Below are 14,981 nucleotides of genomic sequence, written 5' to 3' on the forward strand. Positions count from 1 at the left end.
TCAATCCAGCCGGGAGGCGTTTGGCGATGCAGGCCGCGTTCCGATCACATTGTCCCGCGCAAGCTCTTCGATTGCATCCGACGACAGCCCGAGAATGTCTCGCAAGACCACATCGGTATGCTGTCCGAGGTCAGGCGCCGCGCACGCGACCGCGACGGGGCGCTGCGGAAAGTGGAGCGGAAAGCCCTTGACGATGTCGCCGGAGGGGGAATATGCGAGCGGACAGATCGCACCGCCCGCAATCTCACGCGCAAGATGCAGAGCTGCCTTCCCATCAAGAACCCTTTCGGCGGCAATTCTATTTTCACGCAGGACTTTGCAGACTGCATCTGCGGTCCGGCTGGACATCCATTCGCTCAGCGCTCGCTTGCTGTCGTTGATGTCTTGCCGATTGGTGCCCGCCAGGGGATGACCCGAAATATCAAGAGCACGCGACAGCCGCGATCCATCCGGAATAGTGACGGCCACCCAGCCGTCCTTCGACTGAAACACATCCTGAAGGAGAATGTGCGGCGACGCATTGCCGAAACTGCCGACGGCTCCGCTGCTGCGATCCGCCGCCATGATCTCCTCGCCGAGAAGATAGGTCGCGAGTTCGCGCTGCGAGATATCGAGGTGCGCGCCTGTCCCTGTCTTGTGCGCCGCGCGCAACGCAGCAACAATTGCCGCGGCGGCAAAGACCGAGCCCACCTGATCGGGATAATTCAAATGCATCCCGGTGACAAGCGGCACACCATCCTCATAGGCGGTCATGGCCGCAAGACCGGAGGTTGCCTCCAGCGTCGATCCAAACGAGATATTCCCGGCATCAGGACCGCTCTCACCCTGGCTCGATACCGATGCGAGAATGATGCTGCCATTCGCAGCGCGCAAATTGTAATAGCCAAGCCCAAGCTTCTGCATCACTCCGCGTCTGAAATTCTCGACCACGACATCGGACTGCGCGGCAAGCCGAAGGAAAATCTCGCGGCCTTTCGCAGATTTCAAGTCGAGGCAGATGCCGCGCTTGTTTCGGTTGGTGCTTTTGAACGCATCGGAATTGTTCCACCATCCTTCGGCGCGGCTCGTGCCCGGTGTACCGCGAAACGGATCGAGATAGGTGGGTGACTCGACCTTGATGACGTCGGCGCCGAGGTCGGCGAGGATCGCCGAGGTGCTGGCACCCGCGGTCAGTATGCCCAGATCAATCACGCGAATGCCGGCGAGCGGACCAGCACCTCGCATCGCGGCTCGGCGTGATGGAACCATGGCCGCGCCGCCCTGCGCAGTGGCGATAACCGGCAGCCGCGGGCGAACCGCCGCGCCCGTCCCGTCGCTTTCCGCTGAAACAAAGAAGTTGCGCGCTTGATACTGAGGATCCGTCACCAATTCCGCTGGAGTCCACACCGCACCCATCGCCAGACCGTACGATTTCGATGCGGCTGCGACTTCTGCGCGCGTATGGTCGAGCGTCCAGGCTTCGAGCCGCCGTTCTAGTTCCGCAAGTTTGGCGCGATCGGTCCAGCCGCGGCCCGCTGCGACAGTCTGAATTGCCAGGTCGCCCGTCATCTTGCCGATCACCGGCCAGTCGCGGTCGAAATATACCAACGCCACATGTCCGTCGGCACAGGGCGCGGTGCGCCACTTGCCGCTTTCAGCCGAGCGACGCGGAACCGGCCGACCCTGCGCTGCCGCTGCAAGCGACTTCCAATTGGTCCACAGCGCGGTCCCGAGCGCCGAGACTTCAGCCCGGTCCAGATCGTCGCTGCGCAGCAGCGCGACCGCGGCGAGGAATCCGGAAAGGCCGGTGGCGTATGAAATCTGGTGACCCCCAAGCTTCAGCGGTCGCGCATCCGAGCGCCCGACGATATCCAGCAACCCGCTCCTCGCTGCGATGGTGAATTCGCTGGCCGGATTTTGCGATTTGCCCTGACCGGCAACGTCCCCCGCGAACGCGACCGCCTTGCCCGACATTGCGACCGGTTGGGCATCCGCAAACCTGCTCACCTCGTCGGCATCGCCATCGTAACACAGCCGTACATGGATGCGGTGCGGAGGATCGCGTTCGGCGATGCGTTCGCGAGTGGCAAGGTCGATATGCTCCTTCCCGTGGCATAAAAAGCCACGGAGCGCGCGCAGATGCGACGCATGATTCTTGCGGTCTGATTCGGAATCCGTGGCCGCCAGCGGATCGCCATCGCACAGCCGGACGACGCGTGCACCGAAATCCGCCGCAAGTCGCCCCGTGAGACCGATCGCCAGCACCGCCCAAAAGGGCATCGCGGACGTGATCTCCTCGGTTACGATCACGTCATTGAGTGCGTCTGCAACGTGATCCACTTACGACCGGTCCACCCGTTCGCACCACCGCACAACCCCGCGCCGGGCCATTGTCCACTCCGCAGCGCGCCTACTTATTGCGGCGTGATGCCTGCGACTTCGATGGCGCCCTTCCAGAACTTGATATCGGCCTGGACTCGCTTGTCGAATTCCGCTGCGGTTCCGGTCATGGGGACGACGCCGATGCGATCGAGCTTCTGCTGCACGGACGGTATAGCCAGCACCTTGTTCAAGGCCGCGTTGAGCCGATCGACGATCGGCTTCGGCGTGCCGCCGGTCGTGAACACACCGAGCCACGACGTGACCTCGACTCCCGGCACCACCTCGTTGATCGTCCCCGCGTTCGGCATCGACTTGATACGCGCCGGCTCGACCAGTGCGATCAGCTTCATCTGCTTGGATTCCAGATATGGCACAACGCCAGCCAGCGTCGAATAGCTCATGGTGATGTGGCCGCCCAGCAGACTCTGCAGCGCAGGGCCGGCACCCTGGAACGGCACCGGCGTGATGTTGATCCCGGCCTTCTTGTTGAGCAGCGCACCCGCGATGTTGTGCGCCGAGCCCGGGCCGATATGCGCATAGGTCAGTTCACCCGGCTTGGCCTTCGCTGCCGCGATGATGTCCTGAACCGTATTGAAAGGAGAATTCGCCTGTACGACCAGGCCGATATAGGTCTCACCCACCATGCCGACGCCAGCGAGATCCTTGGTCGGATCTATCGGGTAATTCTTGAAGGTGTGCGGGTTCATCACGACCGTCGCATTCGGAACCATCAGCAGGGTGTGGCCGTCCGGTTGCGCGCGCGCAACCATGTTGGTCCCGAGATTGCCGCCGCTGCCGCCCTTGTTCTCGATCACGACCGGCTGGCCGAGTTCCTTGGCCAGATCGGCTTCGATGATACGCGCGGTGGTGTCGATCACGCCGCCGGGTGGAAACGGCACGATGAATGTGATGGGGCGGGTCGGAAAATTTTGCGCAGCAGCAGCAGCAGTCAGACCGACAATCACGGACGAGACTACGGCCGCCGACCGCATAGCGCGCAAAAACAACTTCATCACATCCCTCCCTGTTCCCATATTTGCGTCGTTGCGCATCGGGTGAGCAAACCTTAAATGACCGGACAATTTCCGACAAGGGCGTCGCCGGGTTCAATTTTGGGGGGAATGACCGGACATTTGTTCGAATTGACCAGGCTCATCCTGCTTAATATATCTTCCTAAGATCATACCCTTCCGACCGCGAGGAGGCAATACTTTGAGCCGGCAGCAAGCCGAACCGCCTGCCTCGCTCCGCCACCTGCTGTCACGGCGGCGATTTTTCGACGTGCCCGGCGTCTATGACGGGATCACGGCCCTGGCCGCCCGGCAGGCCGGGTTCGAAGCCATCTACCTCACCGGCTACGGGCTGCACGCTACCTTGGGCCTCCCGGATATGGGCCTCGCCACCGCGTCCGAATTCGTCGACCGCATTACCATCATACGGCGCTGCACGTCGCTCCCGCTGATCGCCGATGCCGATTCCGGCTTCGGAAGTCTCGGCAATCTCCGGCGTGCGGTGATGGACTATGAACGCGCCGGCGCATCCGCCATGCAGATCGACGATCAGGAAGCGCCGCGCCGCTGCGGTCACACCCAGGGCAAGCAGGTGGCGCCGATCGCGGACATGACGCAGCGGATCAGGGTCGCGGTCGATCATCGCAATGCGGACGGCATGATGATCGTCGCGCGCACCGACGCGATCGCGCCGGAAGGCTTCGACGCGGCGTTGCGTCGGTGCGACGCCTACGCCAAGGCCGGCGCCGACATCCTGTTCGTCGATGCGCCAGAAACCGAAGCGCAACTCGCGCGGCTCGGCCGACACGCGGACATTCCGATGATGGTGAATGTCGTGCCCGGCGGGAAGACCCCGTTGCTGCCCGCGGCGGTGCTCGCGGACATGGGCTTCGCCTTCGCGATCTATCCGAGCATCGCCTGGCTCGCGTCGGCAGGTGCGATTCAAGCCGTATTCAAAGGCCTTCGCAGCGGTTCGGTGTCGGCCTCGCTCTCCGGGCCGCCGCTCGCTACCGACGCCGGACACACGCTGACAGGCTTTCCCGAGATGTGGGCATTCGAACGCCGCTACGCCCTGCCGGGCGACACGAGCCGCGAATGACGCATCAGCCGCAGACATTGCTCGACAAGCTCTGGTCGCAGCACGTGGTCAAACCGCTCTCGGCCGCGGAAGACCTGATCCATGTCGACCGCTTCTTCCTGCACGACCTGAGTGGCACCATCGCGATCCCCGATCTGCGCAGGCGCGGCCTGACCATGCTGTCGCCTGCGCTGAACTTCGCCGTCACGGATCATGCGGTCTCGACCGCGAGCGGGCGCGAGCATCATGTCGACGCAAAAAGCCGCACCTATGTGTTCGAGATGCGCGACCTGATGCGTGAAGCGGGCATTCGGCATTTCGACATCGGCGATTCCGACCAGGGCATCGTGCATGTGATCGGCCCGGAGCTCGGGCTCACGCTGCCGGGCACCACCTTCCTGTGCACCGACAGCCACACCTGCACGCACGGCGCGCTTGGCGCGCTGGCCTGGGGCGTCGGCCAGACCGACGCGCTTCATATCCTTGCGACCCAGACCATCGTGCAGGCCAAACCGAAGTCGATGCGCATCCGGCTCGACGGCGCGCTGCCGGATGCGGTGTTCGCAAAGGATGTGATCCTGGCAGTGATTGGCAGGTTCGGCGCCGGCGCCGGTGCCGGATATGCAGTGGAATTCTGTGGTTCGGCCGTTCAGGCCATGCTCATAGAAGCCCGGCTGACGCTGTGCAATATGGCGGTCGAGCTGGGTTCTCGGACCGGGATCATCGCACCCGATACCGTTACCACCGATTATCTGTGCGGCCGGCCCTATGCACCGTCCGGTGCGCTGTGGGACGACGCGGTGGCGGCCTGGCGCGAATTGCGCAGCGACGACGATGCGAGTTTCGACCGCGACCTGTCGATGGACCTTTCCGAATTGAGTCCGCAGGTGACCTGGGGCACCAGCGTCGATCAGGTTCTGCCGATCGACGGGCGCGTCCCCGATCCCGATAGGGCCACCGAAGCGAAGACGCGCGCGGCGATGGCAGACACGCTGGATTACATGGGCCTCGAACCCAATCAGCCGCTCGACGGTCTGCCGGTGCAGCACGTCTTCATCGGCTCCTGCACCAACGGGCGCCTCAGCGATCTGAAGATCGCCGCCGATATCGTGCGCGGCCGCAAGGTCGCGGAAGGCGTGCGCGCCTGGGTCGTGCCCGGCTCGACCGCGGTCAAGCGCATCGCCGAACGCGACGGCCTCGACCGCGTGTTCAAGGACGCCGGCTTCGCGTGGCGGGAATCCGGCTGCTCGATGTGCTCGGCGGTGAATGGCGACACGGTCGCACGCGGCGAGCGCTCGATCTCCACCACCAACCGCAACTTCGTCGGGCGGCAGGGGCCCGGCAGTCGCACCCATCTCGCCAGCCCCGCGGTTGCGGCGGCCAGCGCGCTTACCGGCGCGATCACCGATCCGCGCAAGCTCACGCCATGAATCGCAAACCATGACCCGCAAGTTCACCATGGTCACCGGGCCGGCGGCGCCGCTGCTGCTGGACGACGTCAACACCGATCTCATCATCCCGATCGAGCATTGCGTCTCCACGCCTCGCGCGAAGTTCGGCAGCATTGCCTTCGAGGCGATCCGCTTCCGGCCTGACGGCAGCGAAAACCCGGACTTCGTACTCAACCGCAAACCGTATCGCGGCAGCCCGATCCTGATCGCCGGCAGCAATTTCGGCTGCGGCTCCTCGCGCGAGCCCGCCGTCGTGGCGCTCGACCAGATGGGCATCCGCGCCATCATCGCGAGAAGCTTCGGAGAAATCTTTTTCGCCAATTGTCTGCGCAACGGGTTGCTGCCGATCGCGCTGCCGCCTGTGCCCTATGACAACCTAATCGCGCTGCTGCGTGGCGAGCAGCCGGTCATCCTCACGGTCGATCTGGAACGTTGCGCGATCGTGGCGCCGGACGGCGCGACCATCCCGTTCGAGATCGATCCGTCGCGGCGTCAGGCGCTGCTGGAAGGTCTCGACCAACTCGGCCAGACGCTGCTGTCGCTTGACGACATTGCCGCGTTCCAGCAGCAGGATCGCATCAAGCGGCCGTGGGTGTGGGAGGCGGTATTCGAGCGGCAGAGCAACGATCCGCTCGTCCCCGCGAAGTCGCGGACCCGGCGCGAAGAGCCTGGATTCCCGCTTTCGCGAGAATGAGTGGGCATACACGATCTCGCAGGAACGCGGACGCTCTACCCCTCCACCAGCCGCATCATCACCGCGCCCGAAACCCGCACATGCTGCTGCATCTCGGCGCGCGCCCTGTCTTCATCGCCGGCAAAGATCGCATCGACGATGCGGCGATGGCCGTTCGCTGCGGTCTTCAGTTCGCCGTCGTTCAGCAGCATGCTGAGCTGCAACTGGTAGATCGGCACGGTGAGTTCGGACGCCATTTCCAGCAGCCGCGGATTGTTGGCGAGCGCCAGGATGGTTTGATGGAACGCCGCATTGGTCGACCGGTAGCCAACGACATCGCCGGTCGCGGCGGCCTTGTCCGCCTTCTTGAACGCATCCATCAGGGTCTGACGCGCCTTCATGCCCTGCAGATTGCGGGCCGCGAGCGCCGCCGCCTGTCCCTCCAGCGCTTCACGAAGCTCGAAAATCTGTCGCACATCGTCGCGCGACAGCGGCCTGATCTGCGCGCCGCGATTGGGCAACAATTCGATCAGTCCGGCGCCGTCCAGCAGGCTGAGCGCTTCACGCACCACACCGAGGCTCACTTCAAGATCGGCGGCGAGTTCCGAGGCGACGAGCCGCTGGCCGGGCGCCAACTTTCCCGCCCGGATGCCGTTCTTGATGTAGTCGGCGACGGTGTTGACGGCCAGTCCCGGAGCCGAGCGGGCGAGCGGCGCCATGTCTCACAACTCCTGCATCACTGCACAGGCGCGGGCGGCTTGAGCGCGATTGAAAAATGCTTCTTCAGGATGTGGTCGATCTGCTCATAGGCGATGCCGACCCGCACCACCGTATAATCGCGGAAGTCGATGATGGTGGAGGACTTGCCGTAGGCGTTCCACAGCACTGGGCCATAGTCGATCTCGATATCGGCCATGGCGCGAATCTCCGGCTCGACATCCTCCAGCCGAAACTTGGTCCCCTTGGTTGACAGATTGGCGGACGAGCCGAACATCGCGACATTATGTTTCAAACTGAGATGCGCGATGTTATCGGCCAGCGCGCCGCCATTGATGAGTGTCAGCATCGTGCCGTCGCGGCGGCTCTGCGCGAGGATGTCGTCGTGCACATCGCGGAAGATCGGATGGTCGAGCCGCACCGGCGCGATCACCCCAAGCGGCAGCCGGAAAAACCGGGTGATGCTGTCGATCACGCGGCGCGGCTCGTCGTCAACGACCTGTACCGCCTCGAACACTTCCATGCTTCCGCACAAGGCGGTGACCTTGGTCGGCGCACGCCGCTTGTTGTTGAAGATGCCCATTACCGATTCGCGGCTCGATCCAAGCAACGCGTAGCCCGTGGTCACCGGCATGATCGCGGTACCGCCATTGGCCACGACGTCGAAGACGCGTCGTGCGTCGCCTTCGTAATCGATCAGCGCGGGGACCCCCGGCTCCGGCTTCAGCATGCTCTTGGCACTCAGTTCAGGAAGCGGCGTCAAGTCCGCCATAAGACATCTTATGAAGATTTGCCCGTGCGGTGCCGCGATGTCAACGCGGGAATGAACCGCCCCATCCACAAGTCCACGACTGTTGCGCGACGGCGCAAGGCCCCGGACCGGCGTTACGTGCGGTCCCCGCTCCGCCGCAGCTCATCGTAGATTCGCACGGCCTTCTGCACCGCCGGGCGCTCCCCGATCGCTTCATGCCAGCGCGCAAGCGCAGGGCGGGCTCCAATGGCCTGCTTCGTGGTGTGCACCCACGAGCGGATCCAGGGCCAGGTGCAGATATCGGCAATGGAATACTCACTGCTGGCCAGAAATTCCGACGAACGCAGCCGGGCTTCCACCACATCAAGCAGACGTTCGCCCTCCTTGCGATAACGTTCAATCGCATATTCGTTTCCGGACGGCGCCGTTGCCTGAAAATGATGAAGCTGGCCGATCACGGGACCGACATGGCCCATCTGGAACATGATCCATTGCAGGGCGGCCAGCCGCTCCAGCGGATCGCCGGGCAGGAAACGGCCGTGCTTCTCGGCCAGATAGATCAGGATCGCGCCCGATTCCGCGAGCGTGACGATCCGTCCGCCGGGACCATGAGGATCGACGATCGCCGGAATTTTTCCGTTCGGGCTGATCCTGACGAATTCGGGATTGCGCTGCTCGCCGCGTGCGAGATTGACCGGCACGAGGCGATACCGCAGATCAAGCTCCTCGAGGATGATATGCAGCTTGTTGCCGTTCGGCGTCCCCCACGAATACAGCGTGATCACCTGCGACCTACCACCCGCTCGGTTTCACCCGGCTCCGGCCGCTGGCCCGAAATTTCCCAACTCGGCCGCGCCTTCATCCGCTCCATGAATTTTCCGATATTCGGAAGACGGGTGTAAAGATCGGGCACGCCGACCACCGGGAACATGTCGACACGGGGCGCCAGCGCGATATCAGCGAGCGTGAATTGCTCGCCGCACAGCCAGGTGCGTCCGTCGGACAGCTGATCCTCCATCTGCGCCATCTTTTCCATCAGCAAGAGCTGGCGTTCTGCGACCAGTTCGTCGTCCTTCGGCGTGGTCAGCACCCTGGTGGCGAACCGTATATAGGCTTCGTTGCTGGTCCGCTTCGAAATCTCCTCGCGCAGCTTTTCCGGGGTGAGACCGGTGCTCTGCAGCCGCTGCTTGCCCATGGTCTCGTAGACTGCGTCGCGGAACGGCTTTGCAAAGTCGTTCTCGAACGCGAACCACATCCGCATGCGTGCCTGGCCATAGGCATCCTTCGGCACCAGCGGCGGATTCGGAAAGACGGCATCCAGATATTCATTGATGACGTTGGATTCGTAGACCGCCTTGCCCTCATGCACGAGCGTCGGCACCAGGCCGGTCGGGTTGAGCTTCAGATAGCCCGGCGCCTTCTGATCCATCAGGCCGAGATTCATCCACTTGATGGTGAACGGCAATCCCTTTTCGAGCAGGCAAATCTTAACGCGGCGGGGGCTCGGTACGCCCGCGCCGTCATACAATACGAGCTCGCTCATCTCTGAATCTCCCGTCGGTTCCTACGCTGCCGATTTGTCCTTGCCGGCGGCCGGGTGGCCATATCCCGAAATCAGGTCATCCACGATCTTTCCAAACCCGTCCCAATCGGTCTCGCGGTACGAATGATTGCGCACGATGAAAGACGCACCCGCGTAGAACTTCTCGTATTGCTGGTGGCGGCCGGCGAATTCCGAACCGACCATGTCCCAGGCAAGCTTGAACAGCTTCATCCGCGTAATCGCGTCGGTCTGTGGCGTCTGCCAGTAGGTCTGGAATTGTCGCGCCAGTTCGGGGTCGTTCATCACCGAAATATTGGCCGGCATCTGGAACACGCCTCCGCCGCACAATTCGCGCAGATCGTCGACGAACCTGCTGTTGTTCTGGGTGCACCATTCGAGTGCGGCATACATCATCCGGCGATTGAAGGCGACGTATCCCTCCGGTCCGCCCGGCCAGGTCTCGTAGGCATTGATCTGGCCGTTTACCATTCCCGCGATCATCGCTTCCTGGGCGGAGATGCGGCCAAGCGTCTCCTTCACCGCCGGCACCTGATCGGCGCCCGTGGCATGCGCGATCTTCGCGCATAGCCCCACCATGAGGCGCATTTTCGACCAGTAGCGCACATTCGACTGGTGATTGCCGAAGCAATGGCTCGGCGTCAGAAAATAGATGTTGCGCGACAGCAGCGCGTCGTCATGGATGAAGACCCGCTCCCAGGGTACCTTCACCTCGTCGCAAAGAAGCATGCTGTCGCTTTCGTCGTAGCGAAACGCGAGCGGAGCATCGAATTCCGAGCTGCAGTCCTGCTCCATGGGCTTGCGCGACCAGAACTGCAGTCCGGGCGCGTTGCAGGGAATCGCGCAGGTAATCGCCTCCTTCTTCTGGTCGGGTGCGAGCGGCAGCACATTGCCGATCCAGACCTCGTTGGCGAAGACCGCGCCGGTCGCCAGCATCTTCATGCCGGAGATGACGACGCCGTCATCGTCCTCGCGCACCACCCGCAGGGTCGGCACCGGAATGTTCTGCCGCTGGTAGAATTCCGGGTTTCGCGCGGCCTGCGGCGGCAGCACGGCATAGACCGTGTAGAGGTCGGCGTCCCGGGCGTATTTGTAATATTTCAGGAGATTGTCCGGATGCCCGAAGGGTGGCTTCAGCTCGTCGAGCTTCATCGCCATGCCCGTGACGAATGAGGCGACATGATCCGGCGAGCGGCCGAACATGCCATAGGTGAAGTCCGCGATCATGCGGTGGCAATTCATGCGGCGCTGCAGATCGTCGCGCGAGCGCGCCCGCAGGAAATACAGCGAATGCCGCCCGCCGTCCTCCTCATAGGTCATGGTCTCGCGATGGGCGGGGTCAGCCTTCATGTCATAGAGCGCGGCGACCGTATGCGCCGCATTGCGGAACGCGGGATGGCGGGTGACGTCGTCGACACGCTCCGAGCCGACATAAATGACGCGGCCGTCGCGCAGCGATTCCAGATGCTCGTTTCCGGTCCGGAGCATGTCACTCTCCCTGCTGATCGGCGAAGCGCAAGGCGGCCGCCGTCGTCGCCATGAATTTTCGGTTGAAGCGGGCCAGCGCGCGAAACTCCTCCGCCGTCACGCCCTCGAACAGAATGTCATTGACGCGCTGGATGAACGGAAATGTCCGCACCAGCCGCCGCTTGCCTTCGCGCGACAGGCGAACCAGCACGCCGCGCGCATCATGGGGATTGACCGTCTTGCGCACCAGTTCCATCTCCGCGAGCTTGCGCACTTCGCCGGTGACATGCGGACCGGTGACTTCCAGATGCTCGGCAAGGTCGCCGATGGAAATGCCCGAAGCATTCTGCAGGTGCAGGATCGCCATCATCATGGTGTATTGCGGCGCGCTCACTCCGACGCGGGCGGCGATCGCCTTGCGGATATCGACCAGCCGCGATTGGGTGATGATCATCCGGTAGATCAATTGCCGGAATTCGCGGTCGCCGCCGTCGGCAAGCATCGCGGGCAGCGAGACGCTGAGCGGCAGGCTCATATCGCCTGGCCGAACCGCGGCCGTTTCGCCGTTTCGTCCGCCACGCCGCTCATTGAGCATATTGCGACCCCGATCTCCCCATTATCATCAGTCTGTTATATAACTGACTTATCTGTCAAGCCGCTGCGACTGACTGCCTGACTGGGCGCCGATGTCCGGCGCTTGGCAATGGCTCTTCGGGAAGCCGCCCCTGCGACGGTGCCGGATGCGCGGTATTCGGGACGTGCCGACGGCATGCCGCCACCGCCACCACGCATTGGAAACGACAGCCTGGAATTCGAGAGTTAGGCGCGGGTGTCCGTCCGGTCGCCGCGCCGCAGGACACACCGGAACCCGACGTGGCTCGTCGAGGTATCCACCGGCTCCGGATGACGCGCGGCCGGACGATAGCGCCTGCAATAATTCGGCGCGCAAAGATGGGAGCCGCCTTTCAACACTTTGCGCGGAATTCTCACGTCCGGCTGGCAAGGATCGTAGCTTGCGTCCTCGCGTGGGCCGCGGGGATTTTCGGGAACGCAGCAGGCCTTCGCGCTGTCGGCTTCATGCCGCGGCGCAAACCAGTCCGACGTCCATTCCCAGGTATTTCCAATCATGTCGTAGATGCCGAAGCCGTTCGACGGAAAGGCCTTGACCGGCGAGGTGCGGGCGAAACCGTCTCGCGCCAGATTCTCGTACGGGAAATTCCCCTGCCAGGTATTGGCCCGATGCTCGCCGCCCGGAGTCAGTTCGTCGCCCCAGGCATATTCTGCGCCATCGAGGCCACCCCGGGAGGCATATTCCCATTCCGCTTCGGTCGGAAGGTCCTTCCCGGCCCAGCGCGCATAGGCCAGCGCGTCGGGATAGGCGACGTGCACGACGGGATGATTGTCCAGCCCGTTGATATTGGTCTTCGGTCCGTAGGGGTGCCGCCAGTCCGCGCCCTTCAGAAACTGCCACCACTGACTCCAGTCCTTGAGATTCACCGGATGCGCAGGCGGCGAGAAGACAAGGGAACCGGCATAAAGCATGTGCGGCAGCGCGCCGGGATAATGCTTCGGATCAGGCGGTATTTCGGCGAAGGTGACATGCCCGGTCGCCTTCACAAAATCCTTGAATTGCCGGTTGGTGACGGGTGTTGCATCGATCCAGAAATCGTCGACCGCAGCCCGGTGCACCGGCGCTTCTTCGGGATAATGCCGGTCGGAGCCCATGCGAAAAGTGCCGCCGGGGACAAAAACCATGCCTGGCGGACTGGAAAGATCCGAACGATCCGGCGCGGTGGTGACGGAATCCATGAACGTCCAGCCTGTGTGCCGGTGCGACCACGTCCACGCTACCGCACCCGGCGCGCCGCAATCAACCCGCGGCGCGGCGTGCCGCCTTTTGCCAGAGACGGGACGAGGCGATTTCGGCACCCTGCGTCAGCGCCTTGAGCTTGGCCCAGGCCACGTCGGGGTGGACTTCGTCGCCGGCCCTGGCGGAGGCAAAGCCGCAATCGGTACCGGCGATCACCCGCTCGCGCCCTACCACGCCGGCGAACTTCTCGATCCGCTCGGCAACGATTTCCGGATGCTCGACCTGATAGACGCAATGCGACACCACGCCCGGAATCAGGATTTTATGGTCGGGGAGCTTCATCTCCTTCCAAATCTGCCATTCGTGCTCATGCCGCGGGTTGGCCGCCTCGATCGAATAGGCTTGTGCCCTCACCTTCAGCATCAGGTCGGCATAATGCTTCAGTTCCAGGTCATGGACCCTGGGAGCGACATTGATGCTGTAGCAGGTGTGAAAGCGAACCCGATCTTCCGGGATACCCTGCAGCGAATGATTGAGAACCTCGACGCGCAGCTCCATGAACTTGCGATTGTCCTCAAGGCTCAGATCGGGAATGCGATTGTAGTGCGTGATCAGTCGCGGGTCATCGATCTGCAGGATGAAGCCCGCATCGACCACGGCCTTGTATTCCTCGCGCATCGCGTCCGCGAGCGCATAGAGATATTCCTCCTCCGTCTTGTAGTAGCGATTCTCGAAATACATTTCGAGATTGGTCGGCGATATCCCGGTGACGAAGGCCTCCTCGACGTTGCGGCCCTTGATCGCCGCTTTCAGGTAGTCGATATCCGCCTTCACCTGATCGTGGCCGACATACTTGATCGGGCCGGTACAAACGAGAGACACCGCGTCTTCCGGGCGACCGGTCAGCGCGCGGCGCGCGCCGAACATCTTGCGCATTTCCTCGTAGACGGCCGGAAACTCGAGCGAGTCGCGGGTCGGCCGCGCGATATGCTTGGGCGGATGCATTTCGCGCTCGAGGCCGCCGATGCGGGTATTGGCGTAGGTGGCAAAGCTCGCCCGGCCATGTTCGCCGTCATTGACGATATCGATGCCGCAGGCGATCTGGCGGCTGACCACGGCCTCAATCGCTGCGGCAATTTGCTGTTCCAGTTTCGCAGCGTCGTAGGGTTCTCCCGAATCGCGAGCGTGCAGCGGGAGAAGGAGTTCGCGCGGACGTGGGAGGCTGCCGGTGTGAGTCGTCAGAATGCGGTTTTGGCTGGTCTTCATACGCGGCAATGCTCCTCAGTGTGCTCGGGACGACGAACCCGGCACCGCTCGGTTCCCAATGAGTCTCACAACGCCCGGTTTCCGGGCGTCACGGTCGGCGCCGCATCATCGCCGCGCCGCAACGGCGCCGAGGCGCGCAATCAGCGCGCGCCTCGGACGGGCTGGTCTTACTTCTTCAGGAGCGGGCATTCGCTCTCCGAAACCGGCAGGGCGGCGTCTTCCGCTGGAATCACCGCGACCTGCTTGAGCAGATCCCAGGCTCCCTTCGACTCCGACGGCTTCTTCACCTCGAACACATACATGTCGCGCATGACATGCCCGTCTGCGCGGATTTTCCCGTTCTTGGTCATGAAGTCGTTGATCGGGATCTCCCGCATCTTGGCGATTACTGCCTTTGTCTCGTCGGTGCCCGCCGCCTTCACTGCCTTCAGGTAATGGTTCACGGCGCTATAGGTGCCGGCGTGATACATGGTGGGTGGACGCTTCATGTCGGCTTCCCAGCGCTTGGAGAAGGCCCGGGTTTCGTCATTCTGGTCCCAGTAGAAGGCTTCAACCGTGTTGATGCCCTGCGCGACGTCGAGGCCCGCGCCATGCACGTCGGTGATCAGGAACAAGAGCGCTCCAAGCTTCTGCTTGCCGTCGCGGCCGATGCCGAACTCACGCGCCTGCTTCAGCGAGTTGACGGTATCGATGCCGGCATTGGCGAGCCCGATCACCTTCGCGCCGGAACCCCGCGCCTGCAGCAGGAACGACGACAGGTCCGGCGTGAAGGCCGGATGCAGCACGCGGCCGACTACCTTGCCTCCGGTCTGCTCGACCACCTTGCGCGCGTCGGA

At 63.0% G+C, this 14,981-nt stretch carries 14 protein-coding genes; 3 read left to right on the forward strand and 11 right to left on the reverse strand.

Features of this window, described 5'->3' with window-relative positions; genetic code table 11:
- Both AB7F49_RS25425 and AB7F49_RS25430 read right to left on the reverse strand, forming a co-directional pair.
- The gene (locus tag AB7F49_RS25425) at positions 1–2,319 is read right to left on the reverse strand and encodes a CoA transferase (RefSeq protein ID WP_428527585.1); all 2,319 of its coding nucleotides are present in this window, start codon (positions 2,317–2,319) and stop codon (positions 1–3) included.
- Positions 2,320–2,393: 74 nt separating this feature from the next.
- Positions 2,394–3,374, reverse strand: coding sequence for a Bug family tripartite tricarboxylate transporter substrate binding protein (locus AB7F49_RS25430; protein WP_428527587.1), 981 nt, complete (start codon positions 3,372–3,374; stop codon positions 2,394–2,396).
- Between the two features lie 199 nt (positions 3,375–3,573).
- Between AB7F49_RS25430 and AB7F49_RS25435 the strand changes: the two genes are divergently transcribed.
- The 3 genes from AB7F49_RS25435 to leuD are packed head-to-tail and all read left to right on the forward strand — an operon-like array spanning position 3,574 to position 6,594.
- Positions 3,574–4,470 carry an isocitrate lyase/PEP mutase family protein gene (locus AB7F49_RS25435; RefSeq protein ID WP_428527589.1) on the forward strand — a complete coding sequence of 299 codons (897 nt, stop codon included), beginning with the start codon at positions 3,574–3,576 and terminating at the stop codon, positions 4,468–4,470.
- The gene (gene leuC, locus AB7F49_RS25440) at positions 4,467–5,879 is read left to right on the forward strand and encodes a 3-isopropylmalate dehydratase large subunit (RefSeq protein ID WP_428527591.1); all 1,413 of its coding nucleotides are present in this window, start codon (positions 4,467–4,469) and stop codon (positions 5,877–5,879) included. The genes AB7F49_RS25435 and leuC overlap by 4 nt, the downstream gene beginning before the upstream one ends.
- 10 nt (positions 5,880–5,889) lie before the next feature.
- Complete coding sequence (gene leuD, locus AB7F49_RS25445; RefSeq protein WP_428527593.1) at positions 5,890–6,594, forward strand: 3-isopropylmalate dehydratase small subunit; 705 nt, start codon at positions 5,890–5,892, stop codon at positions 6,592–6,594.
- Between the two features lie 35 nt (positions 6,595–6,629).
- On the opposite strand, the gene AB7F49_RS25450 is transcribed toward leuD, so the two are convergent.
- The 9 genes from AB7F49_RS25450 to AB7F49_RS25490 all read right to left on the reverse strand — a co-directional run.
- The gene (locus tag AB7F49_RS25450) at positions 6,630–7,292 is read right to left on the reverse strand and encodes a GntR family transcriptional regulator (RefSeq protein ID WP_428527595.1); all 663 of its coding nucleotides are present in this window, start codon (positions 7,290–7,292) and stop codon (positions 6,630–6,632) included.
- A gap of 17 nt (positions 7,293–7,309) precedes the next feature.
- Entirely contained in the window at positions 7,310–8,062 is a 753-nt protein-coding gene (locus AB7F49_RS25455) for a Sua5/YciO/YrdC/YwlC family protein (protein WP_428527597.1), read from the reverse strand.
- Positions 8,063–8,175: 113 nt separating this feature from the next.
- Positions 8,176–8,826 (reverse strand): glutathione S-transferase family protein, encoded by a 651-nt coding sequence (locus AB7F49_RS25460; protein ID WP_428527599.1) that lies wholly within the window; start codon positions 8,824–8,826, stop codon positions 8,176–8,178.
- Complete coding sequence (locus AB7F49_RS25465) at positions 8,823–9,584, reverse strand: glutathione S-transferase family protein (RefSeq protein ID WP_428527601.1); 762 nt, start codon at positions 9,582–9,584, stop codon at positions 8,823–8,825. The genes AB7F49_RS25460 and AB7F49_RS25465 overlap by 4 nt, the downstream gene beginning before the upstream one ends.
- 21 nt (positions 9,585–9,605) lie before the next feature.
- Positions 9,606–11,090, reverse strand: a complete 1,485-nt coding sequence (locus AB7F49_RS25470; RefSeq protein WP_428527603.1) for a 4-hydroxyphenylacetate 3-hydroxylase family protein — start codon at positions 11,088–11,090, stop codon at positions 9,606–9,608.
- A 1-nt stretch (position 11,091) separates the two neighbouring features.
- A complete protein-coding gene (locus AB7F49_RS25475) occupies positions 11,092–11,604 on the reverse strand; it encodes a MarR family winged helix-turn-helix transcriptional regulator (protein WP_428527605.1) in 513 nt (170 codons plus the stop codon).
- A 284-nt stretch (positions 11,605–11,888) separates the two neighbouring features.
- Positions 11,889–12,878 (reverse strand): formylglycine-generating enzyme family protein, encoded by a 990-nt coding sequence (locus AB7F49_RS25480; RefSeq protein ID WP_428527607.1) that lies wholly within the window; start codon positions 12,876–12,878, stop codon positions 11,889–11,891.
- A 61-nt stretch (positions 12,879–12,939) separates the two neighbouring features.
- Complete coding sequence (locus AB7F49_RS25485) at positions 12,940–14,145, reverse strand: cobalamin-independent methionine synthase II family protein (protein ID WP_428527609.1); 1,206 nt, start codon at positions 14,143–14,145, stop codon at positions 12,940–12,942.
- 167 nt (positions 14,146–14,312) lie between these two features.
- Positions 14,313–14,981: ABC transporter substrate-binding protein (locus tag AB7F49_RS25490; RefSeq protein WP_428527611.1), on the reverse strand; the 669-nt coding region annotated here is incomplete at its 5' end.

This window comes from Pseudorhodoplanes sp. (genome assembly GCF_050250235.1).
Taxonomy (GTDB): Bacteria; Pseudomonadota; Alphaproteobacteria; order Rhizobiales; family Xanthobacteraceae; genus Pseudorhodoplanes.